This is a genomic window from Rhizobium halophilum (assembly GCF_021648825.1).
GTDB lineage: Bacteria > Pseudomonadota > Alphaproteobacteria > Rhizobiales > Rhizobiaceae > Neorhizobium > Neorhizobium halophilum.
Genome location: NZ_JAKJHS010000012.1, coordinates 73564 through 97916 on the forward strand (window position 1 = coordinate 73564; position 24353 = coordinate 97916).

The 24353-nt window shown below is 58.9% G+C and carries 20 protein-coding genes and 1 pseudogene; 10 read left to right on the forward strand and 11 right to left on the reverse strand.

Annotated features, from left to right (window positions below; genetic code table 11):
• Positions 1-93: 93 nt before the first annotated feature.
• From LXM96_RS18735 to LXM96_RS18750, 4 genes are all read right to left on the reverse strand, one after another.
• A complete protein-coding gene (locus LXM96_RS18735; protein ID WP_240000086.1) occupies positions 94-543 on the reverse strand; it encodes a GNAT family N-acetyltransferase in 450 nt (149 codons plus the stop codon).
• Positions 544-834: 291 nt separating this feature from the next.
• Positions 835-1554, reverse strand: a complete 720-nt coding sequence (locus tag LXM96_RS18740) for an SDR family NAD(P)-dependent oxidoreductase (protein ID WP_240000087.1) — start codon at positions 1552-1554, stop codon at positions 835-837.
• Positions 1555-1667: 113 nt separating this feature from the next.
• A complete protein-coding gene (locus LXM96_RS18745; protein ID WP_240000088.1) occupies positions 1668-3245 on the reverse strand; it encodes an acetolactate synthase large subunit in 1578 nt (525 codons plus the stop codon).
• Positions 3246-3264: 19 nt separating this feature from the next.
• Positions 3265-4038 carry an IclR family transcriptional regulator gene (locus LXM96_RS18750; protein ID WP_240000089.1) on the reverse strand — a complete coding sequence of 258 codons (774 nt, stop codon included), beginning with the start codon at positions 4036-4038 and terminating at the stop codon, positions 3265-3267.
• 185 nt (positions 4039-4223) lie between these two features.
• Here LXM96_RS18750 and LXM96_RS18755 point away from each other — a divergent pair, with 185 nt between their 5' ends.
• The 10 genes from LXM96_RS18755 (at position 4224) to LXM96_RS18800 (ending at position 16359) form a co-directional block, all read left to right on the forward strand.
• Positions 4224-5780, forward strand: a complete 1557-nt coding sequence (locus LXM96_RS18755) for an ABC transporter substrate-binding protein (RefSeq protein WP_240000090.1) — start codon at positions 4224-4226, stop codon at positions 5778-5780.
• A 100-nt stretch (positions 5781-5880) separates the two neighbouring features.
• Positions 5881-6852, forward strand: coding sequence for an ABC transporter permease (locus LXM96_RS18760; RefSeq protein WP_240000111.1), 972 nt, complete (start codon positions 5881-5883; stop codon positions 6850-6852).
• Entirely contained in the window at positions 6849-7685 is an 837-nt protein-coding gene (locus tag LXM96_RS18765; RefSeq protein ID WP_240000091.1) for an ABC transporter permease, read from the forward strand. Before LXM96_RS18760 ends, LXM96_RS18765 begins: the two co-directional genes overlap by 4 nt.
• Positions 7682-9319, forward strand: a complete 1638-nt coding sequence (locus LXM96_RS18770; protein WP_240000092.1) for an ABC transporter ATP-binding protein — start codon at positions 7682-7684, stop codon at positions 9317-9319. Before LXM96_RS18765 ends, LXM96_RS18770 begins: the two co-directional genes overlap by 4 nt.
• Entirely contained in the window at positions 9309-10595 is a 1287-nt protein-coding gene (locus LXM96_RS18775) for an ArgE/DapE family deacylase (protein ID WP_240000093.1), read from the forward strand. The genes LXM96_RS18770 and LXM96_RS18775 overlap by 11 nt, the downstream gene beginning before the upstream one ends.
• A 148-nt stretch (positions 10596-10743) precedes the next feature.
• A complete protein-coding gene (locus LXM96_RS18780) occupies positions 10744-12192 on the forward strand; it encodes an aldehyde dehydrogenase family protein (RefSeq protein ID WP_240000094.1) in 1449 nt (482 codons plus the stop codon).
• Between the two features lie 64 nt (positions 12193-12256).
• Complete coding sequence (locus LXM96_RS18785; RefSeq protein WP_240000095.1) at positions 12257-13609, forward strand: aspartate aminotransferase family protein; 1353 nt, start codon at positions 12257-12259, stop codon at positions 13607-13609.
• 316 nt (positions 13610-13925) lie between these two features.
• On the forward strand, positions 13926-14969 hold the full coding sequence (locus LXM96_RS18790; RefSeq protein ID WP_240000096.1) for a histone deacetylase family protein: 1044 nt from the start codon (positions 13926-13928) through the stop codon (positions 14967-14969).
• A 388-nt stretch (positions 14970-15357) separates the two neighbouring features.
• Positions 15358-15840: an FCD domain-containing protein gene (locus LXM96_RS18795; protein WP_240000097.1), complete on the forward strand. Its 483-nt coding sequence runs from the start codon at positions 15358-15360 to the stop codon at positions 15838-15840.
• A gap of 240 nt (positions 15841-16080) precedes the next feature.
• Entirely contained in the window at positions 16081-16359 is a 279-nt protein-coding gene (locus LXM96_RS18800; RefSeq protein WP_240000098.1) for an HU family DNA-binding protein, read from the forward strand.
• A 411-nt stretch (positions 16360-16770) separates the two neighbouring features.
• Here LXM96_RS18800 and LXM96_RS18805 read toward each other — a convergent pair whose 3' ends face one another.
• The 7 genes and pseudogenes from LXM96_RS18805 to LXM96_RS18835 all read right to left on the reverse strand — a co-directional run.
• A complete protein-coding gene (locus LXM96_RS18805; RefSeq protein WP_240000099.1) occupies positions 16771-18423 on the reverse strand; it encodes an ABC transporter ATP-binding protein in 1653 nt (550 codons plus the stop codon).
• Entirely contained in the window at positions 18420-19337 is a 918-nt protein-coding gene (locus LXM96_RS18810; RefSeq protein WP_240000100.1) for an ABC transporter permease, read from the reverse strand. Before LXM96_RS18810 ends, LXM96_RS18805 begins: the two co-directional genes overlap by 4 nt.
• Positions 19338-19349: 12 nt before the next feature.
• The gene (locus tag LXM96_RS18815; protein ID WP_240000101.1) at positions 19350-20264 is read right to left on the reverse strand and encodes an ABC transporter permease; all 915 of its coding nucleotides are present in this window, start codon (positions 20262-20264) and stop codon (positions 19350-19352) included.
• Positions 20265-20341: 77 nt separating this feature from the next.
• On the reverse strand, positions 20342-21850 hold the full coding sequence (locus LXM96_RS18820; protein WP_240000102.1) for an ABC transporter substrate-binding protein: 1509 nt from the start codon (positions 21848-21850) through the stop codon (positions 20342-20344).
• Positions 21851-21937: 87 nt separating this feature from the next.
• Positions 21938-22843: a 5-dehydro-4-deoxyglucarate dehydratase gene (gene kdgD / locus LXM96_RS18825; RefSeq protein WP_240000103.1), complete on the reverse strand. Its 906-nt coding sequence runs from the start codon at positions 22841-22843 to the stop codon at positions 21938-21940.
• Positions 22844-22903: 60 nt separating this feature from the next.
• Positions 22904-23674 (reverse strand): FadR/GntR family transcriptional regulator, encoded by a 771-nt coding sequence (locus tag LXM96_RS18830; RefSeq protein ID WP_394801999.1) that lies wholly within the window; start codon positions 23672-23674, stop codon positions 22904-22906.
• A 171-nt stretch (positions 23675-23845) separates the two neighbouring features.
• Positions 23846-24139: pseudogene (locus LXM96_RS18835) on the reverse strand (LysR substrate-binding domain-containing protein); the annotation flags it as partial.
• Positions 24140-24353 lie beyond the last annotated feature (214 nt).

Sequence of the window (24353 nt, forward strand, 5' to 3'; positions counted from 1 at the left end):
CTGCGCAATCATCCCTGGCTGGGGCAAGGAACTTCGGTTGTCGAGAGCTCCGACTGGTTCAAGGGGCTACTGTCGAGGGGAACATCTCTGTGCCTAAACTTTGATGTCGTAAGTTATCCAGTTCGTTTTCGTAGCCAGCCGGTCGTAGACCGCCCGACCTCGATAGTTCGTTTCTGCGGTGATCCAACGAACGATTGACCAGTTTTCCCGCGCGGCTATGGCGCGGACTCTTGCGATCAGGGCGTCAGCCGCTCCAGATCCGCGTGCCTCCGGAGAAACGTAGAGATCATCAAGATAGCAGCCGACCGTGGCCGATAGGGGCCTCGCAAACGGCCGGTAATGCGCGAGCCCTATGACGAGACCAGTGGCATCCTCCGCGACCAGACCTCTCGATTCCTTTTTGTCGTCATGTAGCCAAGACCAAACAGTGCTTCTCATCTCATCCGTCTGCTCGACTCTGTAGAAGGTGGCATAGCCCTTGTACAAGAGGTCCCACTGATCGCGGTCCGACTGGCAGACATCCCTTACGACTGGAGTGATCATAGTCTTCGTTCCTTTAACCAACTTAGTACTAGGTGAAAGCCATCAAACGTGCGCTGACCAAGCCTACTGTGTAATCCCGCCCAAAGCGGCCCACTGCGGGAGTAGTTCTGCCACAGCCAGCCTTCTCGATCTACGCTTCTGCCTGCGTTCGCAATCTATGTCCTGGCGCAATACCCTGAGCTCGGATCGGCCGCCGGCCCCAGGCGGCCGCTACGTGGACAACTAGATAGCGGCGATTGTCGACCGGCTCGACGTGAACAAGCCGGTGATTGGCGCAGCAGCCGCCAACACTCAAACGTGCTGACCACCGTTGATGTGAACCTCCGCCCCATTGATGTATGATGATGACGCGTCGCAAAGGAAATAGATTGTCTCCGCAACTTCACGTGGCTCGCCCAATCTCCCCATCGGCACTTCTGCCGCAACCAGCTCATTTGTGCCGGGTGACAGGATCGACGTACCGATCTCGCCGGGTGCGATAGCGTTCGCTCGAATGCCCCGGGGCCCAAATTCAAAGGCCATTTCCCGCGTCAGCGACCCAAGGGCGGCCTTGGATGCTGCATAAGCAACACCGGCGAAAGGATGGACACGCGACCCTGCGATTGACGTGACGTTGACGATCGATCCTTTGGCCGCTTCGAGCTCCGGCAGAAGCGCGCGAGCGATCAGTGCCGTTGCGACAAGATTGACGTTAAGCACCTGTGTCCAGACCTCAGCACTGGTATTTGTTATGCCTAGCCGGCCTGATCCCGCTGCTTTCGGTGAGATGCCGGCATTGTTGACGAGCGCATGTAACCTGCCGTCCGGCAGACGCTCGCGGACCGACTGTGCCAGTCGGTCGATCTGTGTCAGGTCTCCTAGGTCGGCTTGAATATGGCTATCTCGACCGGACTGCCAGGAGCATTCCTCCGAGAAAGGTTGTCGTGACACGGTGAGAACCCGCCAGCCCTTCGTCATGAACAACTTGACCGTCGCGTGACCGATACCCCGGCTCGCTCCAGTCAGCAACATGTATTGCGTTTCTTGGGTTATGAGCACTCTCCTTGGATAATCATCGCAACGCGATTGCCGAGGCAGGCGGTCTTGCCCCACCCTTCACCTGGCCCGTCGGGCATCGCCGCATTTCAGGGTTCAGAGGGCGTAACGACGATGAGCGTCGGCCCGTCTTCCCTAAGTGCTGCAGCAAAAGCAGCATTGAACGTCTCCAAATTGTCGACCTTGGTCGTTGAGACGCCCATCCCTTCTCCTAGTCGCACCCAGTCCAGATCGGGCTTGTCCAGGTCGATCATGGCGATGGCGTTCGGCCCGGGGACGCCAAATCCAACATTGGCAAACTCGTGGTGAAGCGTTGCATAGGAGCCGTTGGCCAGTAGCACCGTCACCACATTGGCCCGCTCCCGCGCCTGCGTCCACAGCGCTTGTAGGGTGTACATCGCGCTACCGTCGGCCTGCAGGCATACGGTTTTCCGGTACGGCGCGGCAATTGCTGCGCCAGCGGCAAGCGGGAGACCCATACCAATCGAACCGCCAGTGAGTTGGAGATGATCATGGGGCGCCGTATGCCGCAAAGCTGGAAGGAGCTTGAAGCTGGCACTGATCGACTCATCAACGAGGATTGCGTCGTCAGGAAGTAGGGCAGAGATCGATGTCCCGAGCCCTTCTAGCGTCATGGAGCCCCTTCCGAGCTGGCGGGCTCCTCGACCGAGATGCAGGGCCTTCGAAGGGGCTTTAGAGGCGCCGAGGTAGTCTGCAAGCGCATCAAGGAACGTCGCAACGTCGCAAGCGCTAGCAACGAGCGTAAATTTCTCGGCCTCTGGCGGCAAGACGAGGCTCGGCTTGCCGGGGTACGCGAAGAACGCAACTGGCTCCGCCATGCCGCAGAAGACGGCATGGCGGACCTCGCAAAGTGCCTCCAAAGCGCGATCGATAACATAAGGCACACGCTCGACCCCCACCGCTCCAGCACCCCCTCGCGCGCGGGCTGCGCTGGTGGGGCCAATAAGCCGACAGCCGGTTTCCTCCGCGATACGCCCTGCAGCTGTTAATCCCGGTTCGAGCAGCCCAGGGCCGCCGATGAAAAGCGCCGCACCATCCTGTCGCAGCATCGCTGCAGCCTGTGCGAGGGCGACCTCGTCGACAGTGACTGTCGCAGACGGGGCAGCGGCAACTGCGGGCTGCCCCCCCGAACTCCATGCGACGTCTGCCGGCACGATCAAGGTAGCCACGGCTCCTCCGCCGATCTTCGATGCCACTACTGCGGCGGCGACATCACCTCCCAAGTGTGTCGCGTTCGTGCTCGTGCGCAACCAGTGCGACACCGGCTTGGCAAGACCCTCGATGTCACTTGTTAGCGGTGCATCGTACTGCCGGTGATATGTCGCGTGATCGCCGACAATCGACAGCATCGGCGTGCCCGCCTTTCGGGCGTTGTGGAGGTTGGCAATGCCGTTTGCCAACCCCGGTCCAAGGTGGAGGAGAGACGCTGCCGGCCGACCGGTCATGCGGGCGTAGCCGTCCGCCGCTCCCGTCACCACCCCTTCGAAAAGACCAAGTACGCAGCGCATCTGGCTGTAGCGGTCAAGCGCGCCGACGAGGTGCATCTCCGACGTGCCCGGGTTGGCGAAGCATGTATCGATCCCGGCGCCAAGCAAGGTCTCCACTAGGCTTTCCGCACCGTTGAGCTGGTTTGAATGCGCGTCCATGGTGGCTTCGGCCTCCGTTTCAGATTATCTTGCGGCCGATGGCACGCGATGCCTCGCGCAGAAGAGCGACGTTGCGCTGGAGTTCCGACCTGAGGGGTTCCGTTAATCCCGATATGCTGAGAGCTCCGGCCAACTTGTCGTCACGGTCAAAAATTGGAACGCCGAGGCCGGCCAGACCGAGCACGAAATCGTCGACCGCGAACTCGTAGCCCTGCTCGTGAATGCGTTGCGCTTCCCTTCGAAGAGTTGGCGGGTCAGTTACGCTGGCAGATGTTCTTTTCAGCAGCGGCTGAGACAGCGCGCGCTCCTGGTCCTCAGGTGACATATAGGCGAGAAGCACGCGGGGTCCGCCGCCGCAGTTCAAGGTGGTGCGGGCACCGACAGTGAACCATGGCGCGTCGACACTAGGGACGGAAGCGCGGACCCGTTCGACGCACAGTCCCATTCCGTCGTGAGGTATCCAAAGAAAGGATGTCCCGCCTACCCGGTCAGCCAGGTCGCCAAGATAGGGAGCTGCGACCTCCCGCAGATCCCGCCCGGTCTCAACCGCAGACGCGATTTCGAGCACTCCAACGGTCAGCGAATAAAGACCGCTGCGGGTGTCGTGCTCTACGATGCCGGAGGCTTGGAGTGTGTAGAGAAGCCGGCGCGCCGTGCTTTTATCAAGCCCAGAGGCTTGGGCAAGCTCGGTCAGGGTTCGTCTTGGAAGAGAAGCTGAGAACGCGCGTAACAAGTCGACGCCGCGCTCCAGTGCTCTAACGACAGGTACCCCCGGCTTAGCTTCAAGCCTCATCCTCTCAATTTCTCGAGATCCGCTACTGTTCATGCAAGATACTTCATCTGTGTCATCAGATGATATAGCTATCATCGGTTGACACGGGTGTCCACCATTGCTCTACTCGAAAGGTCAGGCTGACAAGACCGGGAAACGGCTGCACGCCACAGGGAACGATCGCGATAAACTGGAGATGGAATCCGATGATAATGCGCACCTATTTCGTGGCCGGCGTGGCCGCGCTCGCGTTTGCTTTATCTTCTGCAGCCCAGGCGCAAGTCCAAGGGGGCAGTGTCAGCGTTGTTGTGACGCCCGAGCCACCCATGCTCATGCAGGCGCTCAACCAGAACGGCCCCACAAACATGATCGCAGGGAACATCTATGAATCGCTCCTGCGCTTCAACGAACGGCTTGAGCCACAACCATCCCTCGCCCAGAGCTGGGAAGTTTCGGAAGACGGCACGGTCTACACCTTCAAGCTTCAGGAAAATGTGACGTGGCATGACGGTAAGCCCTTCTCCGCCGATGACGTCGTCTTCTCGCTCGATGTCTTTCTGCGCGAGGTCCATCCGCGCTGGCGGCCGATCGTCAACAATCAGGTCAAATCCATCGAGAAGGTCGACAACAACACCGTCCGCCTTACGCTCAAGCAGCCCTTCGGCCCGCTTCTCCTGGCGATGGAGACGGCTTCAGCCCCAATTGTGCCCAAGCATATTTACGAGGGAACGGCCTACGCTTCCAACCCGATGAACAACACACCGATCGGAACTGGTCCGTTCAAGTTCAAGGAGTGGAACAGAGGTTCTTATGTTCACCTCGTAAAGAACGAGGACTACTGGATGGACGGTAGACCCTATCTCGACGAGATCTACTGGCGATTCATACCCGATGCTGCCGCACGTGCAGTCGCGTACGAAACCGGTGAAGTCGACGTTCTCAGCGGCGGTGCCGTTGACATCTTCGATGTCCCGCGGCTTTCGCAACTTGAGAACTCGTGCGTGACCAGCAAGGGGTGGGAAATGTTTGCTCCGCACGCCTGGATCACGATCAACCACCGTAACGGCATTCTGGGCAACCAACAGTTCCGTCAGGGGCTGATGCACGCAATCGACCGCGAGTTCGGTCGCGACGTGGTGTGGAACGGATTTGGACAACTTCCAACTGGTCCGATTTCCTCCAAGACCCGCTTCTACGACGCTGAGGTTGTGACGTACGACTACGACCCTGAAAAGGCACGCGAACTCATCAAGGCATCAGGCTATACCGGAGAGCCTTTGGAATTCCTTGCCCTGCCCTACGGCGAGACCTGGACGCGCTGGGCCGAAACGATCCGTCAGAACTTTGCCGACGTAGGCGTCAATCTACAAATAGTCACCACCGACGTACCCGGCTGGACGCAGCGCACCAGCGAGTGGAACTTCGACATGACCTTCAACTTCCTCTATCAGCTGGGCGATCCGGCCATCGGGGTCGCGCGAAGCTACATTTCATCCAACATCATCAAGGGAAGCCCCTTTGCCAATGTCGGCGGCTATTCAAACGAGAAAGCCGATCAGCTTTTTGCGGAAGCCGCAATCGTACCGAAAGAGGAAGAGCGTCAGGCTCTTTACACACAGGTACAGAAGCTCCTTGCTGAAGACTTGCCGGTGCTCTGGCTGCTGGAGATGGATTACCCCACCATCCACCGCTGCAACGTCAAGAACCTCGTCACAACTGCGATTGGCATCAATGACGGGTTCCGTGACGCCTGGAAGGAATAGGCCTTTTGTCAGCCACTTTACCCCCGGGCCGCGGGCGGCCCGGGACAGGAGAATGACGTGAGGATTTGCATGATGGTGTTCGGAAAGGCAACAAATGGATTTGCTGCGCTTCGTCTTGATGCGGCTTGGCAAGGGTGTGATCGTGCTCTTCGCCATCGCAGTCTTAAACTTCTTCCTCGTCAGAGCCGCGCCAGGCGACCCCGCTCAGGTCATGGCCGGAGAAGCTGGCGCCGGTGATGAGGTCTTTTTGGATCAGTTGCGCCAGCAGTTCGGGCTCGACCGTCCGCTCTACGAGCAACTGTGGGCCTATCTTTCCAACTATGCGACCCTCGATCTTGGCTTCAGCTACCGTCAACAGCAGCCGGTACTCGACCTGATATTGGAACGCCTTCCTGCCACCCTCCTGTTGACGGGCGCCGCCTTCTTCATCTCCCTCGTGCTGGGGGTTGTTCTCGGTGCGCTTGCCGCCCGACGTGTTGGGAGGTGGTCCGATAGCGCCATCACCACGCTTGCGCTTGTATTTTACGCCACGCCCTTGTTCTGGATCGCACTGATGAGTCAGATCGTCTTCTCGCTTAAACTGGGCTGGCTGCCCAACGTTGGCTTCGAGACCGTCGGTGGCGGCTACACCGGGATCGATCGTGCGTTGGACATCATCCAGCATCTCATCATGCCGGCACTAACACTGGGGCTGTTTTTCACCGCAATATATGCCCGCATGATGCGGGCCTCCATGCTGGAGGTTGCTGGAGCCGACTTCGTCAAAACTGCATACGCTAAGGGATTGTCACCAGCTGTCATCACGCGCCGTCATATTGCGCGCAATGCAATCCTGCCGGTCGTGACTTTGGCCGGGCTGCAAGCGGGACAATTGGTGGGTGGAGCGATCTTAACAGAGACAGTTTTTGCCTGGCCGGGAATTGGCCGACTGATGTTCGAGGCACTTGCCCAACGCGACTACTCGGTGCTTCTGGGCGTTTTCTTCATCTCGTCCGCGATGGTCGTTATCTTCAATCTCGTCACCGACATCATCTACCGGATCGTAGATCCGAGAATCGGGGCATCAGCATGAATGCGTTCACCCGCTTTGCCTCAAACCGGGGCGCCATCGTCGGATTGGGGCTCCTCCTGCTACTCGTCGCCGTCGTCCTCCTCGCTCCTCTCCTCTACCCCCAGTCTCCCTGGCGTATGGTCGGCCGGCCTATGGGCGCTCCCTTGGCGGGCAGCTTCTTGCTTGGCACTGACACGCTCGGTCGCGACGTAGCGGCTGGCATCGTTCATGGCGCGCGCGTATCGCTTCTGATTGGAGTGGTCTCAACGGTCGTGGCTCTTTTGATCGGGGTCCCGCTCGGCGCAGTCGCTGGCTACTTCGGCGGCCTCATTGACGACCTCGTCATGCGCTTTACGGAGTTTTTCCAGACGATACCAAGCTTTGCCCTCGCGATCGTTGTGGTGGCTATTTTGCAGCCTACCCTTCTGTCAATCGTTCTGGCCATCGCGATTGTCTCATGGCCTCCCGTCACGCGGCTGATCCGAGGCGAATTTCTGTCGTTGAGATCGCGCGAGTATGTTCAGGCTGCGATCACAGTCGGCCAGTCGACGCCGCGTATCATCTTCACCCAGATCTTGCCTAACACCTTGGCGCCGATCATCGTGATGGCCTCGCTGATGGTGGCGACCGCTATCCTTCTAGAGTCCTCCCTCTCCTTCCTCGGACTTGGCGATCCCAATCTGATGACATGGGGATATATGGTCGGTGCTGGCCGATCTCGCATCATCGACGCCTGGTGGATCAGCTTCTTTCCAGGCGTCGCGATCTTCCTCACCGTTCTGGCACTCAACCTTGTTGGCGAGGGTATCAACGATGCCCTCAATCCGCGCCTGCGCAAAGAGGATCGCAAATGACGGAACGGGTTCTCCACGTCGAAGGGCTGTCGCTTTCCTTACCGAACGCCGCCGACCGTAGATTTGCACTTAAAGACGCTTCCTTTCAGATAGGCGCTGGGGAAACAGTCTGCGTCGTCGGCGAGTCGGGTTCAGGCAAATCGATGACGGCCCACGCAGTCATGGGATTGCTGCCGCCGGCAGTGAAGGTGGCGGCTGGCAGCATCAGGCTTGCCGGCCGCGAGCTCCTCGGGCTCGACGAGCGGGACATGCGGCGGTTGCGAGGCTGCGACATCGGTATGATCTTTCAGGAGCCGATGACGTCACTCAACCCGCTGATGCGCATCGGCGACCAGATCGGCGAGATGTTCGAGGCTCACGGTGCGCTTCACCCAGCTGCTCGCAACAAACGTGCGCTGGAACTGATCGAGGAGGTCGGCCTGCCCGACCCCGCGCACATCGTCCGCGTATATCCGCACCAGCTTTCTGGTGGCCAGCGGCAGCGCGTCATGATCGCAATGGCGCTGGCGCTCGAGCCCAAGCTCCTCATTGCCGACGAGCCGACCACAGCGCTTGATGTCACCACGCAGGCGCAAATTCTGCGGCTGATCGACCGACTGCGCAGCGAGCACGGCACCGCAGTGCTTTTCATCACCCATGATTTTGGCGTGGTCGCTGAAATCGCCGACCGGATCGTCGTCCTCCAGAACGGGGAGATATGCGAGACGGGAAAGACAGGCGACGTGCTGCGCACGCCCTCGCACGACTACACGAAAAGACTGATCGCCGCTGTGCCTTCGCTTACTCCGCCAGAGCCACGGAGACTTGCGACCGCAACACCCGCTCTGAAGATCGATGGCCTTTCCAAGACCTACAGGAGTGGTGGCTTTTTTGCCAAGGGCCGCGAAGTTGCAGCGGTGGACAATGTCTCTTTCGAGATTCTGCCGGGAGAGACGCTTGGCCTCGTGGGTGAATCAGGGTCTGGCAAGTCGACAGTCGGCCGCTGTTGTCTTCGACTGATCGAGCCCGACGGTGGAATGATCCGGCTCGAAACGGTCGAAATCCAGGGGATGACACAACGTATGCTGCGGGCGCATCGCTCCCGCATCCAAATGATCTTTCAAGATCCCTACGCCTCGCTCAACCCCCGTCGGTCCGTTGGGCGTATCATTGCGGAAGGTCCGGTAGCCCAAGGAGTAGACAGAAGCACAGCCATGCTGCAGGCCCGCGAGCTGCTTGACCTCGTAGGTTTGGCGCCTGCGGCGGCCGATCGTTACCCGCATGAATTTTCTGGCGGACAGCGACAGCGCATTGGCATTGCCCGGGCGCTCGCGCTTAACCCGAAGGTGCTTGTCGCTGACGAGGCGGTATCAGCCCTCGACGTCTCGGTGCAGGCACAGATCCTTGACCTCATCCGCGAGATCCAGAACCGGCTGCAAGTGGCTGTCCTCTTCATCACACATGATCTTCGCGTTGCGGCCCAAATCTGCGACCGCATCGCGGTGATGCAGCGCGGTCGGATCGTCGAGATGGCGGCCACGGCTGAGCTATTCGCTAATCCCGCTCACGATTATACGCAAATGCTGCTCGCCGCTGTACCCGGTCGAGAAGCCTTCGCACACACGCACGAAACGGAGACCAATCATGTCACTTGAGCCGGACCTGCGCCACAGGATCATCGCCGCCGTAGAGACCGGATTTGACGAACAGGTGATGTTGACTCAGGAGATGATCCGCTTCCCGTCGTTGCGCGGCGACGAGCATGCCATCCAAGATCACGTTTTCCGCCTACTGCGCGCGCGGGGCTATGCCATGGACCGCTTCCACATGGACGAGGACGCAATCTCACGCCATCCCGGAGGTGCGCCATTCACGCCGGAGCATTCACGCGCACCGATTGTCGTGGGCATACACCGTCCGCGCGCGGAGGCTGGTCGCTCGCTCATACTGCAAGCCCATGTCGATGTCGTACCGCCTGGCCCTGCAAACATGTGGTCACACCCTCCCTTTGAGCCCGCAATCGACGGCGATTGGCTCTATGGCCGAGGCGGGGCAGATATGAAAGCGGGTCACATTGCCAACATTGCAGCGCTTGATGCATTGCGCCGCATCGGCTTCCAGCCAGCATCAACCGTTTATGTCCAGTCCGTCGTGGAGGAAGAATCAACGGGGAACGGGGCACTGATGACCCATCTGCGTGGCTACAAGGCGGATGCAGTGCTGATCCCGGAACCTGAAGACGAGATGTTAGTGCGCGCCAATGTCGGGGTCTTGTGGTTTCAGGTGGAGCTGCGGGGGCTCCCAGTCCACGTCCGCCAGATGGGGGCTGGAGCAAACGCGATTGACGCTGCTTACCGGGTAATCGCCTCTTTGCGCGAACTCGAAGTGAAGTGGAATCAGCGTAAGAAGGACTACCCCCACTTCGAGAATGAAGTGCATCCAATCAACCTCAACATAGGCAAGATCGAAGGCGGCGACTGGGCTTCTTCAGTCCCGGCATGGTGCCGCATCGACTGCCGAATTTCCATCTTTCCCGGCGTCTCGGCCGAGGAGGCCACACGTGAGATCATCGATCATCTTCAGGCCGCAGCACGTGCCGACGCATTCCTGGCCAATAACCCGCCTCAAGTCACCTTCAACGGATTCTATTCGGAAGGCTACGTGCTTGAGCCAGGATCGGAGGCAGAAGCGGTCCTTGGTCGCGCGCATGAGAGCGCAACTGGGTCGCCCCTGAAAACATTCATGACCCCCGGTTATCTCGATACAAGAGTTTACGCGCTCTACGACCGCATACCCGCTCTCTGTTACGGGCCCATATCTGAGAACATTCACGGTTTTGACGAGCGCGTCAGCCTAGCGTCGCTGAAGCGCATTACAACCGCAATGGCGCTCTTTGTCGCGGAATGGTGCGGCGTGGAGGCATCGGGCTGAACGGGCGCCCAAATTCGACATCTCCCTTCCGGATCTGCAGCGCGGTGCCTCCATGAACTTGTCGTACTTCGGCTTAACGGTTCGGTGTTCATTCAACTACGTGACCTAGAAATCTGGCTCATGTTTTTTCTCAAGCGAGGACTCAGCCATGCTACAGGTGCCTGAAATCATCAAACGCACGTCATTCTACATTGACGGAGCATGGCGTGAGCCTGCCGCCTCAGAAGTGATTGAAGTTATCAATCCAGCAAATGAGCGCGCCTACGCCGTTATCTCTGCGGGTACGGCGAATGACATTGACGCAGCCGTCAGCGCGGCGCGCGCGGCGTTTGATGACTGGAGTGCCCGCAGCAAAGAGGAGCGCCTCGGCTTCATCCGTAAGATCGCCGACGTATACGAGGCGTGCAGCGACGAAATGGCTCAGGCCATCTCCTGTGAGATGGGCGCACCGAGGAAGCTTTCCCGCGAATCCCAGGCTGCGGTGGGCCTGTTGCACCTGCGGGCATTCATCAAGGCTGTCGAGGACTACAGCTTTGAGTACATGCCAAGCCCGGAGCGCCCCGAGCAGAAAGTTGTGCACGAACCGATCGGTGTATGCGGTCTCATTACGCCTTGGAACTGGCCGATGAATCAGATCGTTCTTAAGGTCATTCCCGCTATCGCAGTCGGCTGCACCGTGGTGCTCAAGCCCTCTGAGATTGCGCCCATGTCCGCTATGCTATTTGCTGACTTCGTTGATCGCGCCGGACTTCCCAAAGGTGTGTTCAACCTCGTCAATGGAGAGGGCGCTGTTGTTGGAGAGGCGCTCTCGAGACATCCGGAGGTGGACATGATTTCGTTCACCGGTTCCACGCGCGGTGGCACGGCCGTCTCACGCGCGGCGGCGGCGACAGTGAAGCGCGTTTCCCTTGAGCTGGGTGGAAAATCACCAAACATCGTGTTTGCCGATTGCGATCTGGCAACCACCGTCGCCATGGGTGTCGCTCATTGCTTCGAGAATAGCGGGCAGTCCTGCAACGCACCAACGCGCATGCTCGTGGAGCGATCGGTTTACGACCAGGCGGTTGCCTATGCCGCGCAAGCGGCCCGTGCGACAAAGGTGGGTGACCCCGCCAAAGAGGGAGATCACATCGGGCCTCTGGTGTCGAAGCTTCAGTTCGACAAGGTGCAGGCTCTCGTTGATAAGGCCGTTGCGGAAGGCGCACGGCTAGTTGCTGGCGGCCCCGGCCGTCCGGAGGGTCTGTCGGAGGGATATTTCGTCCGTCCGACAGTCTTTGCGGATGTCACCAACGACATGACGGTGGCGCGCGAAGAGGTCTTTGGGCCGGTGCTGGCAATAATCCCGTTCCACACGGAGGAAGAGGCAGTCCGCATTGCCAATGACACACCTTATGGTCTGTCCGCCTACGTCCAGACGCGTGACGAGGCGAGGGCGCAGCGCGTCGCGCGCAAGATGCGGGCAGGAATGGTGCAGATCAACGGCACGCCTCGCGCTCCTGGAACCCCGTTCGGCGGCTACAAACAGTCTGGAAATGGCCGCGAGGGCGGCAAATGGGGCCTGGAAGACTTCCTCGAAGTCAAACTGATCAGCGGCTGATGCGGCGCGATCGGACCGACACCACTCTCAATTTGGGCAGCAGAGCCCGGCCAAGGAGAAGCAAATGACTATCATGCCAAACTCGATTGAAGGCCGCGACATGGCGTATCAGATGCACCCAAACGTCAACCTGCGCCAATACGAGAAATCCGGCGGCTTGGTGATCGAAAGCGGCGATGGCATCTACGTTACAGACATAAACGGCAAGCGATACATCGAGGGTCTGGCTGGTCTCTGGTCCGTGGCGCTCGGCTTTGGAGAGAAGCGACTTGCGGAAGTTGCGAAGGCGCAGATGGAAAAGCTGCCTTACTACCACACCTTCTCCTACAAGACGCATGGGCCGTCGGTCGAGCTCGCCGAGATGCTGATCAAGATGGCGCCGGTCCCCATGTCCAAAGTCCATTTCACCTCTTCTGGGTCTGAAGCCAATGATCTTGCGTGCAAGATGGTTTGGTACCGTTCAAACGCGCTCGGCAAGAAGGAAAAGAAGAAGATCATCGGCCGCATCAAGGGCTACCATGGCGTCACCATCGCCGCGGGATCTATCACCGGCCTGTCACGCAACCACGACAGCTTCGACCTGCCGCTCGACCGGATGATCCACACGTCCTGCCCCTCCTTTGTCCACTTCGCAAACGAGGACGAGAGCGAGGGCGATTTTACCAGGCGTATGCTCAAGGATCTGGAAGATCTCATCGTCAAGGAAGGCCCTGAGACGATCGCAGCGTTCTGGGGCGAGCCAATCATGGGTGCCGGCGGTGTTCTCGTCCCACCCGACGGCTATTGGGCTGGGGTGCAGGAGATCCTCAAGAAGTATGACATTCTGCTGGTCGCGGACGAAGTTATCTGCGGCTTTGGCCGGACCGGCAAGATGTTCGCCTGCGAAACGCTGGACATCAAGCCAGACGTGCTAGTCGTGTCCAAGCAGCTAACGTCATCCTATATGCCCCTCTCCGCGATCATTATGAACGATCATTTCTATCAGCCCATCGCAGATGAGTCTGATCGCTTGGGCGTGTTTGGCCATGGCTACACGGCCTCTGGTCACCCAGTTGCGACAGCCGTCGGTCTAGAAAATCTGAAGATCATCCAGGAACGGGATCTCGTTGCCAATGCAGCCAGCCTTGAGGCCCAATTCCTGGGTGGTCTTGCGGCGCTTGCCAAACATCCGCTTGCCCACTCGTCGCGTGGCATTGGTCTTCTTGGCGCGCTGGAACTCAAGCCGTGGCCGGATGCCAAGGCTGGTGATGCAGCCGCTGCAGTTGCCGCTGCCTGTGAGGAAGAGGGGCTGATTGTTCGCCACGTCGCTGAAGCGATCTGCTTCTGCCCGCCACTGATCATCACGTCCGAACAGCTTTGCGACATGCTCGACGCCGTCGAACGCGCGCTCAGCAGGGTCCAGTCCGCCCGCGCGTGATCGATGAGGAACGGCTCAATGCTCACGATCACAAGAGGTTTCTGGGGGTGCCTAGCCATCTCGCTCAGGGGTTATCGGACGAACGGGCTTCTCCTTGGAGGCCGACAGGGCTTGGCTGGAGTATCATATGCCTCAGCTCTCAAGCGTATTCCTTCGCCTATCCCATGCCCGAGGTGGCATTGGCAGAGGCGAAGGAGCCGGAAGCTCGCTTGAGCCGCAACGATATGACATGTTCATCCCCTTCGATGTGTGCTCCTTGGTGCTTCGTCGCCCCCCTTCGTTTCGTTAAAGGCTAGACGCTCTGGAGTTCACAATCATGCGCGCGTTCCATCATCCCGATCAGTCACTGCATTGTCCTCGCCAATATTTGCGTTTTGGCAAGATTGTAGACCCCAAAGACCTGCCGCAACGCACCGCTGAACTCCTGGGGGCACTGGACAGACTGGGGATTTCGGTCGAAAGCCCCACCAATGATGCGGGCAAAGCCATCACCAACGTCCATGACACTGCCTACGTCGAGTTCCTTCAGACTGCTTGGAACCGGTGGCTGGAACTACCATCGGAACGCGGTCCCGAAGTGTGGCCCAGTACGTTCCCGTACTGGAGCGGTACGCGCGAGCAAACTACAAGGCCCGCCTGCCGACCTAGCGGCCTGCTAGGGCAGCTGGGATGGTATCTGGGGGACTTATCGGTTCCAATGGGCCAGCACACCTGGCTTTCCGCCCTACGCTCCGCAGAGACCGCAATAGCAGCCGCTGACGTTGTTCTGGCTGGCGAGAACGGGTACGCCTTGTGCAGACCTTCTGGTCACCACGCCCGCACGGATCGAGCCAGTGGCTTCTGTTACTTGAACAACACGGCGGTGGCAGCACAACACTTGAGATCGAAATATTCGAGAGTCGCCATCCTCGATCTGGATGCGCATCATGGCGACGGCACGCAGCAGATTTTTTACCAGAGGAATGACATTCTTACGATATCCGTGCACGCGGATCCGGATAACTATTATCCGTTCTTCACCGGCTACTCTGATGAGATCGGTTTTGAAGACGGTGAAGGTTGTAACTTGAATCTGCCGTTGAGACATGGGGCGCGGCAGGACGAAGCGCTTGCTGCGATTGAGGTCGCCCATCGCAAGGCGCATGATTTTGGTGCAGAAGTACTCGTGGTGGCTTTGGGGTTTGATGCCCACAAAGACGATCCTATTGGAGTTCTTGCACTGGAATCCGACGACTTTGCTGCCCTAGGGAAGGCATGCCGCGACTTTGATCTCCCCACCCTCATCGTTCAGGAGGGAGGATATGCGATCCAAGCAATCGGTGAATCTCTGGCAGCTTTCGTCCGAGGGTTCGCTCGGTAGTGCTAGTCAGTTGTGTAATTATCTCGCCTAAACCCGCACTCGACCGCCTGACGGACGTAGCTTGCCTGGCGACACTGGGTGGACGCAGCACTGTGGTCACCACCCAACGACCCTCCGGTTTACTAGGTCAAGGGCAGCGTGAAGCGATCTGCCATCGACCACTCCGACATTGGAGCTTGCGCCTGCCGTGAATCAAATTTGCGGTCATGACCCTGCCTGAACGATCTGCTCAAGCGTCACCAGGCCCTCATCGCAGAGACGCTGGTCGTTCGTGCCGCAGGCGGGGACCTATGTGTTCACGCCCACGCGAAAAGGAAGTTCACGTGATGAGCCCTTTCCGCACAATGCTTGAACGCGAAGCTCTCGAAAGAGCGCTCGCGCGATGCGGATGGTACACGAGCTTTTGGCAGCAATCCTGCAGATGCAGCAAGCCATCGAAAAGCAGGAACTTGTTCTCTACAGCCGTGCCAACAGCGCCTATCACCGCGTGATCCTGCAGCATGCGGGCAACCGTTATCTGGAAAAGGCCTATGATCTGACAGCCACAGCGCTCGATGCGCTGCGCGCACGACTGCAATCCTGTGAGGGTAATTTCTGGCAGCGCTCCTATGCCGAGCACACGCAGATGCGTGACCTGATTGCGCAGCGCAAGTTCGACGAGGTACAGGCTCTGCCGAAGGAGCATATTCTGATCATCAACCGCTCTATATCCTTGCCATTTGAAAGCGCTGGTAAGCGTACCAAAAGCGTTTGCCGTTCGGATGAAGAACATGAGCTCTGCTTTCGAGCTAAAACATTCCATTTAGATTCCGATGGCTGCATTCTCAAGGTGAAGTCTGGGTCTAACGCCCCTAACGAGACCATACCGTAACCTTGGGCCGATAGATCGTGGGGAATCGGCAGACCCTGCAGAGCAAGCCCGAGATGTCCGAAACAGAGAGAAGGAAGCGGCCCTACGCTTGTCGAAGTTGCTCGAGGCAAAAGCGGAAAGGGTTACAACAGGGAACAAGTTGTGGACTAGCGGCCGTTCTCAAAGTCTCCGACGCGAACAGCCGTGACACGACGTCTGCGACGAGAGATGATCGCGCACGGATAAACACGGGGATCATCCATGACCACCACCAACGAAATCGCCGACAAGATCGCAACCGAGCAAAACCTTTCCAAGGCGCAAGCCAAGGCCATCATCGAAAGCATTTTTGCGCAGATTGTCGAATCTGCGAAGGCCGGTGCGGAAACATCGATCCCGTCCTTCGGCAAGTTCAAGGTCAAGGAGACACCCGAGCGCGAGGGCCGCAACCCGTCCACGGGTGCGACGATCAAGATCGCCGCCGCCAAGAAGCTGACCTTGACGCCGGGCAAAGCGGTCAAGGACGCACTCAACGGCTGAGGCAACTGTCGCGCCAGTTGGCAGTACCTGCACCTCCTTAAGATAGATTCTCGCTCCAACAGCCGCCCTTCCGGGTCAACGGCGGCAAGAATGGCGGCTGCCGCGGACAGAGGCATGCAAGCTGTCGAATTCAGATCTGGGGTGAAGTAGCTCCTGGCAACGCCGTGCGGGGCCTCCGCTCGCTTGATCCGCTGCCCATCGTGGCCAAGGAACGGGTATCCAAGCTCCTGAGGGATGAATGGGGCATGCTTCTCATCAAGGGATGGAACAGTGAAGGGGACCCTTTGGTGCGATCGAGAGTCGGCTGTCGCGCTAGCGGTTGATCTGGGAATTACGCCAGATCTAGCTGCCCTCTTCACGATCTCCCTCTGCCTGGCCTCTGTCTCAGGCGGCACCTGAATCCGCTTGAGGTCACAAATGTCGGGTGAGCGAGTTGCCATGCCATTTCGGACGCGGGACGGAGTCCAGGAGCGACTTCGTGTAGGCGTGCTTTGGGGAGTTGAAGAGCATCTCCGTATCGCTTTCCTCCACCACCTTGCCCTGCTGCATCACCAGGATACGGTCGGCGAATTCCCGAACAATCGGCAGGTCATGCGTGATGAAGATGTAGGAGAGCCCCAGCCTGTCACGTAGATCGGCCAGAAGCCCAATGATCTGCATCTGGATCGACACATCGAGCGCGGATACAGCCTCGTCGCATACGATCAGATCCGGTTCGCTGGCCAGTGCCCGCGCAATTGCGACGCGCTGCCGTTGGCCACCTGAAAACTGATGGGGATGCCGGTGAGCATGTTCGGCCTTCAGCCCGACAAGTTCCAAAAGCTCCACAACGCGGTCATCCCAACGTGGTCTTGGCAAGATGTCGCGGTGAATAACCCACGGCTCCGAAATGATCGAGTAAACGTTCATCCGCGGGTTCATAGAACCGAACGGGTCCTGAAACACCATCTGAACGCGCCGCCGAAAGCTATTGAGCGCCCTACCCTCAAGCGTAAGGATATCTTCTCCGGCAAAGAACGCCTGGCCAGTTGTCGGCTGGTCGAGCCTGAGCAGCATACGGGCGATGCTCGACTTGCCCGAGCCGGACTCCCCCACAATGCCGACCGTTTCGCCTTGATGGACGGTGAAGCTGACGTCATCGACCGCCCTGAATTCCTTCTTCGGCGAAAACGGACCAGCACCCAGAACATAGTGCTTGCTCAAGTGTTGAACCTGCAACAGCGCTTCGCCCCTGACCTTGGTGCGTGGCCGCTCCGGGCACGCGCCACCAAAAGGTGCAGCCGACATCAACCGGCGGGTATAGGCATGAACGGGATTGGTGAAGACATCCTGCGCCTTGCCGCTCTCGACCACCTTGCCGCCATTCATGACAATGATGCGGTCTGCCATGGCAGCGGCGACTTCGAGATCGTGGGTGATCATGATCAGTGCCATGCCGGTTTCGCGCTGCAGGTCGCTGAGAAGTTCGAGGATCTGTGATTGTACGCTGACATCGAGCGCCGTCGTCGGTTCGTCCGCAATAAGGATTTCGGGTTTCAGCGCAATCGCCATGGCAATCATGACCCGCTGACGTTGGCCGCCGGAGAACTGATGCGGATAGTAGTCGACACGCTTTGCCGCATCCGGAATGCCGACACGTTCAAGCAGTTTGACGACCGTGTCGCGCACAGACCCCACATCGCCATTTCCATGGGCTTCGAAGACCTCTGCGATCTGCCTTCCGACAGTGTAGACCGGATTGAGATGGGCCAGCGGATCCTGGAAGATCATCGCGATACGGCGCCCGTTCAGCATGCGCCGGGCGTTCTCGTCGAGGCGCGACAGATCCGTTCCGTCGAAGATTAGCGAGCCGGCAACGATGTCGCCCGGCGGGCAGTCGATCAGTCCCATCACAGTTCCGGTGCTGACGCTCTTCCCCGACCCGCTTTCGCCCAGAATGACCAGCGTCTCGCCGGGGCAGACGTTGAACGACACGTTGTCGACGGCACGTACCGGATCGCCTTCGGACAGAAAGTCGACCGTCAGATTCTCGATAGTGAGGATAGGGTTGTCCGACGCGGTCATCGCGGGGCCTTTCGCAGCGATTGCAGACGCCAGCGTTGTAGCGGATCGGCAACCGTGCGTGCCCAACTGGCGAGAATGTTCAGGGAAAGGGTTGTCAGTAGGATCGCCAGACCCGGCCAGAAGGCGATCCACCAGGCGGACGAAAGATAACCACGGCCATTGGCCACCATCGCACCCCAAGTAAAGTCCGGCGGCTGGATGCCAAGGCCAAGAAAGCTGAGCGAGGATTCTGCCAGGATGACCGTCGCGAAATCAATCGCCGCGATCGTTCCAAGCGTTGGCGCCACAAGCGGAGCGATGTGCCGGAACAGGATGCGCCCAGAACTCGCGCCCATAGAGCGGGCGGCGCTGACGAACATTCGCTCGCGCAGTTCCAGGACCTCTGCGCGCGCGGTCCGGATGAAGATCGGGATGCGGGTAATCGCCAGGACGATCACGAGGTTCGTCATGCTGGGGCCGAGCGTGTAGAGCACGATCAGCGCCAGAAGCAGCGACGGAAAGCTCATGATCACGTCCGCGAGACGCAGGATGACGTGACTGTACCAGCGTTCCGAATAGCCTGCGATCAGGCCTAACATACCGCCCGCAGCCATGGAGCAGAATACGGCGGCGGCAGCAATGGCGAGCGTGTTCTGCGCGCCGACGATCAGCCGGGCCAAAATGGGGCGCCCCAGCGTATCGGCGCCAAGGACGTACACGAAACCCTGTTCTGCCGAAAAAGGTGCCAGATTACGCTGCCGCAGCCCAAGCTTGCCGGCAAGGTCGCCCACCAGCAGCGGCCCGAAGAGGACGCAGGCGAAGAGCACGATGAGGAAGAGTGCTGCGCAAAGCGCCAGTTTATCGCGAGCCAGGTAAATCGCCAGTTGCCGCGCGTTTCCCGGCGACTTCAAGGATGGCACTGTCACATCAACCATGGTTGCCCTCCCTCAGTACCGAATGCGTGGATCGAGGGTGACGTAGAGCACGTCGATTGCGATGTTGACGATGAAGATGGCGACTGCCGTGACAAGTATGGTCGATTGCACGACGGCAAAATCCCGCTGGATGATGGAATCGATCATCAGCTTGCCTATGCCTGGCCAACCGAAGATCGTTTCCACGACAACGGCGCCGTTGATCAGTCCGGTGGCCAGATCCCCGGCAACCGTGATCACGGGAAGCAGCGAATTCCGCAATGCATGCCCAAAGATGATCTTGCGACGCTTCATGCCCTTCGCTTGAGCCGTCTTGATATAGGGCGAAGCAAGGGCCGAGATCATTGTCCCGCGCACCACCTGTACAAGAAGACCGAAGGGGCGCAGCATCAGAACGGCGATTGGCATGATCCAGTGCAGGCCTGTCCCCGTGCCGGAGGTGGGCAGAAGCCCGAAGCCGACAGCAAACACAAGAATGCCGACGATGGCAATCCAGAAGTCGGGCATGCTGGCCCCTGCTAGCGACACAAGTCCGGCAATGCGGTCAAACAGGCTGCGGGGCCGGGCGGCGGCCAAGGCCCCCACCAAAATCGCCAGCGCCGTTGCCAACGTCATGGCGACGACGGCAAGTTTCAGCGTGGCCGGAAAGGCTTCGAGCGCAACCTCGATTGCCGACCGGTTCTGACGCAGGGATTGACCGAAGTCCAGCGATAGCAAATTCTGAAGGTATTGGAGAAACTGAACGTGAATGGGCTGGTCCAGACCATTCAGCCGCGCAAAGGCTGCTCTTGCCTCGAGGCTGGAATCGAGTGGCAGATACAGCGCCGAGGGATCGCCCGTCAGGCGCGTCAGGAAGAAGACGAGTGTCAGCAGACCGATCAGCGATATAATGCTATGATACGCCCGCCGGCTTATATAGCCGAGCATGATGCGGAACCTCTGGTTGAACCTGGAGCTCAAGCGAGCGCGGGGTACCTCTTCCACGCTCGCAGATCTGTTGCGGCCTAGTTCTTGAGACCGATGTTGGCGAGCGGTATCTCGCTGTTGGTCGTGATGTCCGGCTTCCAGTCCAGACGCGTGCCAACCCGGGTGTAGCCGATCATATGGAACATCGGGATGTCCAGAGCCAATTCATCATGCACCTTATTGAAGATCGCCTGAAACTTGGTCGTCCGATCCTCTCCGGTGGCCGCCAAAGCATCGGCGATTTCCTTGTCGAGTGCAGGATCGCTGACCGTGGAATAGCTGCCCTCTGAGGTATAGAAGATGGGAATGGTGAACGCGGCATCACCCTTGTTGTTGTCATGCATCATCTGCAGCAGGTTGGGACCACGGCCATCAGGGAACGGCTTTTGCAGGTAACGCAGCCAGTCGTTCACATCCAGCATGGTGAGCGTGACGTTGAGACCGACATCCTGCCACATGGCCATCATGGCTTCCATGGCTTCCGTACCGTTTGGATAGATGCCGTTGCGGCCGATCAGTTCGATTTCGGTGTCGACCGGAACACCCGCTGCCCTTGCCTCGGCAATGAGCGAACGCGCTTGCTCAGGGTCGTACGTCCAGGCCGCCAGCTCGTCGTCGTGGCCGTTGATCCCGGCCACGACCATTTGCGAGGCACGCTGGGCATCGTCTCCGAAGAGTTGCGCTAGCCCCTCCCAGTCGATGGCAAGGTTAAGCGCCTTACGAACACGGACATCGTCAAGCGGGGCGAACCCGGCATCAATGCGCAACGCAGTCGTTTCCGAGTTCAGATAGGCAAAATCCGTGTCCGGATTGGTTGCATCCTGGATCGCGATCGACGGCGTCAGGTCCGCTTCCCCGGTCTGCACCATTGCGGCACGGATGGAGGATTCGGGGCGCCAGACATATGTAGCTTTGGATATCGCCGGTTTTTCGCCCCAGTAGTCGTTGAAGCTTTCCAAAACAACCGTCTGCTGCGTGAAGCTTGCAAGCTTGAACGGGCCGGTGCCGACTGGATCGTTGACTGCTTCATCCAGCGGGGTGTTCGGAGAAACGACCATGACGACGCTGAGCAATGTCGGCAGGATCGGCTGCGGCGTATCCGACTTAATCTCGACAGTCAAATCATCGAGCGCCGTCACCGTGAGGTTGGCAGCGCCAAACTTGGCAATATTGCTGCACGTCACCTTGCCGCTGGTCATACGCTCGATTGAGAACTTGACGGCTTCGGCATTGAACGGGGCGCCATCGTGAAACGTCACGCCTTCGCGCAGCTTCAGCTGCCACGTGTTCGGATCGGTCTGCGTCCACTCCGTGGCAAGGCCAGGCACGGCCTGACCGCTTTTGGGATCAATGATCGTCAGCGGCTCAACAACGTTGCGGCTTAGGATCTGGCCGACGTTGGTGATGATGGTGCCGCAAGGCTCAAGGTTTGCCGGCTGCTCCGGCAGAACGATGTTGATTTCCGACGCGTTTTGCGCCGTGGCGTGACCGGCAAAACTCGCCGCGAGTATAACACCTGCTATAAGATGGACAGATTTGATCGTCATTTGCACTCCTCCCAAAAGTGAAACATTGATTTGGCATTACGTCATGGGCGGGAGCCATGCTCCCGGGGCGCCTGCGCACCGTCCTTCTCAGCCTCGCGCTGCGTCGATCAGGCGTTCCAGCATATCCCTTTCCTCTCCCGTCAGATCGACCAGCGGAGGACGAACCGGACCCGGGCCATAGCCGACAAGGTCGACGCCCGCTTTGATGATCGAGACGGGGTAGCCCGCCCTGCGATCGCGAAGCGCCGCAAAGGGGAAAAAGAAGGCATGAAGGATAGCTTCCATCGTCGCACGATCACCGGCACGCATTGCGCGATAAAAGCGCAGGGCTAGTTCTGGCACGAAGTTGAAGACGGCCGAGGAATAGGTGGTAACGCCCACACCGTTGAAACCTTCGGCAAAGAGCTCGTGCGTCGGCATCCCACCGATATAGCAGAGCCGGTCGCCTAGCTTAGCTGTCACATGCCGCACCAGGTCTACCCTGCCGGTGCCATCCTTGAAGCCAATCAAGTTGGGGCAGGCATCTGCCAAGCGCGCCACCGTATCGGCATTGGCAACGGAATTGGCTCGATTATAGAGAATGACGCCAAGGCTTGTGGAGTCACACACCGCCTTCACATGAGCGTAGATGCCATCCTGCGGCGCTTCCGTCAGATAATGCGGAAGAAGGAGAATGCCGTCGGCACCCGCTTTCTCCACGATCGCCGCCGTCTCGACGGCAAGAGAGGTACCATAACCGCACCCTGCGATGATCGGGACATTGCCGGATACGTCTTTGGCGGCCCGGGTCACCTCACCCACTTCGGATGGCGAGAGGGAAAAAAACTCGCCGGTTCCGCCTGCGGCAAACAGGGCAGCGGCCTCAAACCCCGACAGCCATCCCACGTGGCGGCGATAGCTTTCGAGATTGAGCTTGTAGTCCGAGGTGAAGTGCGTGACTGGAAAGGATAGAAGTCCAGAACCGATACGCGTCTTGATTTCTTCAGGCGACAACGAATTTCCTCCCACGCCATAAGCTTGCGAGGAAATTCATATGATGACTTTAAAGACGAGTCAACCAGCGTCATCTCTTTTATGCCCCTGCCCCCATGACGTCAGCGACCGGTACCGCTTGATGCCCGTCACCAGATGTCGCCGCATCGCCTCACGTGCCCGATCAGGATCACGGGCGAGGATGGCCTCCGCGATATCCCGGTGCTCGTTGAGTATCGGGGCATCCCGGTTTGGCAAAGGATCGATCCCGCCCATGACCGTTCGAAACTTCACGCGCGGAATCATGCGCCGCCCGACATGTTCGAGGAAAGTGCGAAACCGTGCATTATTGGTCGCCGTCGCAATGGCCATATGGAAATGGAAGTCCGCCTCGTCGGTGGGCTTTCCCTCCGCCACCAGACGGGAAAACCGCTCCACCTGCGCCTGGATCTCGGCCTCCTGCGCCGGCGAGCTTCGTGCAGCTGCGAGCCCGGCTGCCTCAACCTCTATGCCGATGCGCAGCTCTAGCTCCTCGATGATATCGGAAATCTTGTCCGTCTCGCCGGTAAACAGCCGAAGTCCGGGGTCGCCCTGTTGTGGACCGATCACGAAGACCCCCGAGCCCTGCCGCGATTCCACCAGCCCGTCTGCCCTCAGCGCAGCGATCGCCTCCCGGACGACCGTTCGGCTGACGCCGAATTTATCGGTCAACGCAGGCTCGGTAGGCAATTTGTCTCCGGGCGCATAATAACCAGCGTCAATCTGCGCTCGAAGCGCATCTTCAACCTCTGCTGACAAGGGTCTGCGACTGCGCGCGCGTTTTGGTTCAGGCATTGCGTCCCCGGCATTCATTCTTATATTCATCACAATAGTCATAGCACGTATCATTGCCATTTGCGATCATCTATAGGGAGTTGTGCGCTTGTTGCACATGCGGTCGTGCTAGGCATCCAAATTCAGACAGCTTACAATTGACGAAATAACGCTCTATGGCCCAGAATGACGGCGATGCGCCCAATGCGGCTAGCTACCCACATAGGCTGCCAGTTCTTCGGCAGTCCCGGAAGGAAACGCCTCCTTGAGATAGTCCATAAATGCCCCTACGCGCGCACTGAGAAGGCGGCGTGACGGATAAAGTGCCCATAGGACTGTTTCCGGTCCATAGACATCTCCCCAACGGACCAGCCTACCGTGAGCGAGATCATCGCTTGCCAGCGACAGAGGAAGTTGGCCTGCACCGACGCCCATTCGCACGGCATCGCGTACCATAGTCACTGAAGACAGATTGAGTACTGGGTCGATCTTCAGGTTGATACGGAGAAAGATTGGAGGGAGCCGCCTGATTGGCTTGGAAACAGCATTCGACGGTGCAGTTGGTTCTCACCATGTGGCGTTGAGGCGGAAGACCATGTCGCTATCGCGAAAGTCGCTTCTCGTCATCGATCAGCGTCAAACGCGCGGGGGCGGCCGCACCCCATTGCCACAGGACCAGGTTGAGATCGTCCGCGTTCGCGCCGGGCGCGAAGCTTCT

Bases quoted from the DNA above. Each gene is read 5' to 3' on its own strand.
- LXM96_RS18735 (WP_240000086.1), bottom strand. From the start codon at position 543: ATGATCACTCCAGTCGTAAGGGATGTCTGCCAGTCGGACCGCGATCAG.
- LXM96_RS18740 (WP_240000087.1), bottom strand. From the start codon at position 1,554: ATGTTGCTGACTGGAGCGAGCCGGGGTATCGGTCACGCGACGGTCAAG.
- LXM96_RS18745 (WP_240000088.1), bottom strand. From the start codon at position 3,245: ATGGACGCGCATTCAAACCAGCTCAACGGTGCGGAAAGCCTAGTGGAG.
- LXM96_RS18750 (WP_240000089.1), bottom strand. From the start codon at position 4,038: ATGAGGCTTGAAGCTAAGCCGGGGGTACCTGTCGTTAGAGCACTGGAG.
- LXM96_RS18755 (WP_240000090.1), top strand. From the start codon at position 4,224: ATGATAATGCGCACCTATTTCGTGGCCGGCGTGGCCGCGCTCGCGTTT.
- LXM96_RS18765 (WP_240000091.1), top strand. From the start codon at position 6,849: ATGAATGCGTTCACCCGCTTTGCCTCAAACCGGGGCGCCATCGTCGGA.
- LXM96_RS18770 (WP_240000092.1), top strand. From the start codon at position 7,682: ATGACGGAACGGGTTCTCCACGTCGAAGGGCTGTCGCTTTCCTTACCG.
- LXM96_RS18775 (WP_240000093.1), top strand. From the start codon at position 9,309: ATGTCACTTGAGCCGGACCTGCGCCACAGGATCATCGCCGCCGTAGAG.
- LXM96_RS18780 (WP_240000094.1), top strand. From the start codon at position 10,744: ATGCTACAGGTGCCTGAAATCATCAAACGCACGTCATTCTACATTGAC.
- LXM96_RS18785 (WP_240000095.1), top strand. From the start codon at position 12,257: ATGACTATCATGCCAAACTCGATTGAAGGCCGCGACATGGCGTATCAG.
- LXM96_RS18790 (WP_240000096.1), top strand. From the start codon at position 13,926: ATGCGCGCGTTCCATCATCCCGATCAGTCACTGCATTGTCCTCGCCAA.
- LXM96_RS18795 (WP_240000097.1), top strand. From the start codon at position 15,358: ATGGTACACGAGCTTTTGGCAGCAATCCTGCAGATGCAGCAAGCCATC.
- LXM96_RS18800 (WP_240000098.1), top strand. From the start codon at position 16,081: ATGACCACCACCAACGAAATCGCCGACAAGATCGCAACCGAGCAAAAC.
- LXM96_RS18805 (WP_240000099.1), bottom strand. From the start codon at position 18,423: ATGACCGCGTCGGACAACCCTATCCTCACTATCGAGAATCTGACGGTC.
- LXM96_RS18810 (WP_240000100.1), bottom strand. From the start codon at position 19,337: ATGGTTGATGTGACAGTGCCATCCTTGAAGTCGCCGGGAAACGCGCGG.
- LXM96_RS18815 (WP_240000101.1), bottom strand. From the start codon at position 20,264: ATGCTCGGCTATATAAGCCGGCGGGCGTATCATAGCATTATATCGCTG.
- LXM96_RS18820 (WP_240000102.1), bottom strand. From the start codon at position 21,850: ATGACGATCAAATCTGTCCATCTTATAGCAGGTGTTATACTCGCGGCG.
- LXM96_RS18830 (WP_394801999.1), bottom strand. From the start codon at position 23,674: ATGAATGCCGGGGACGCAATGCCTGAACCAAAACGCGCGCGCAGTCGC.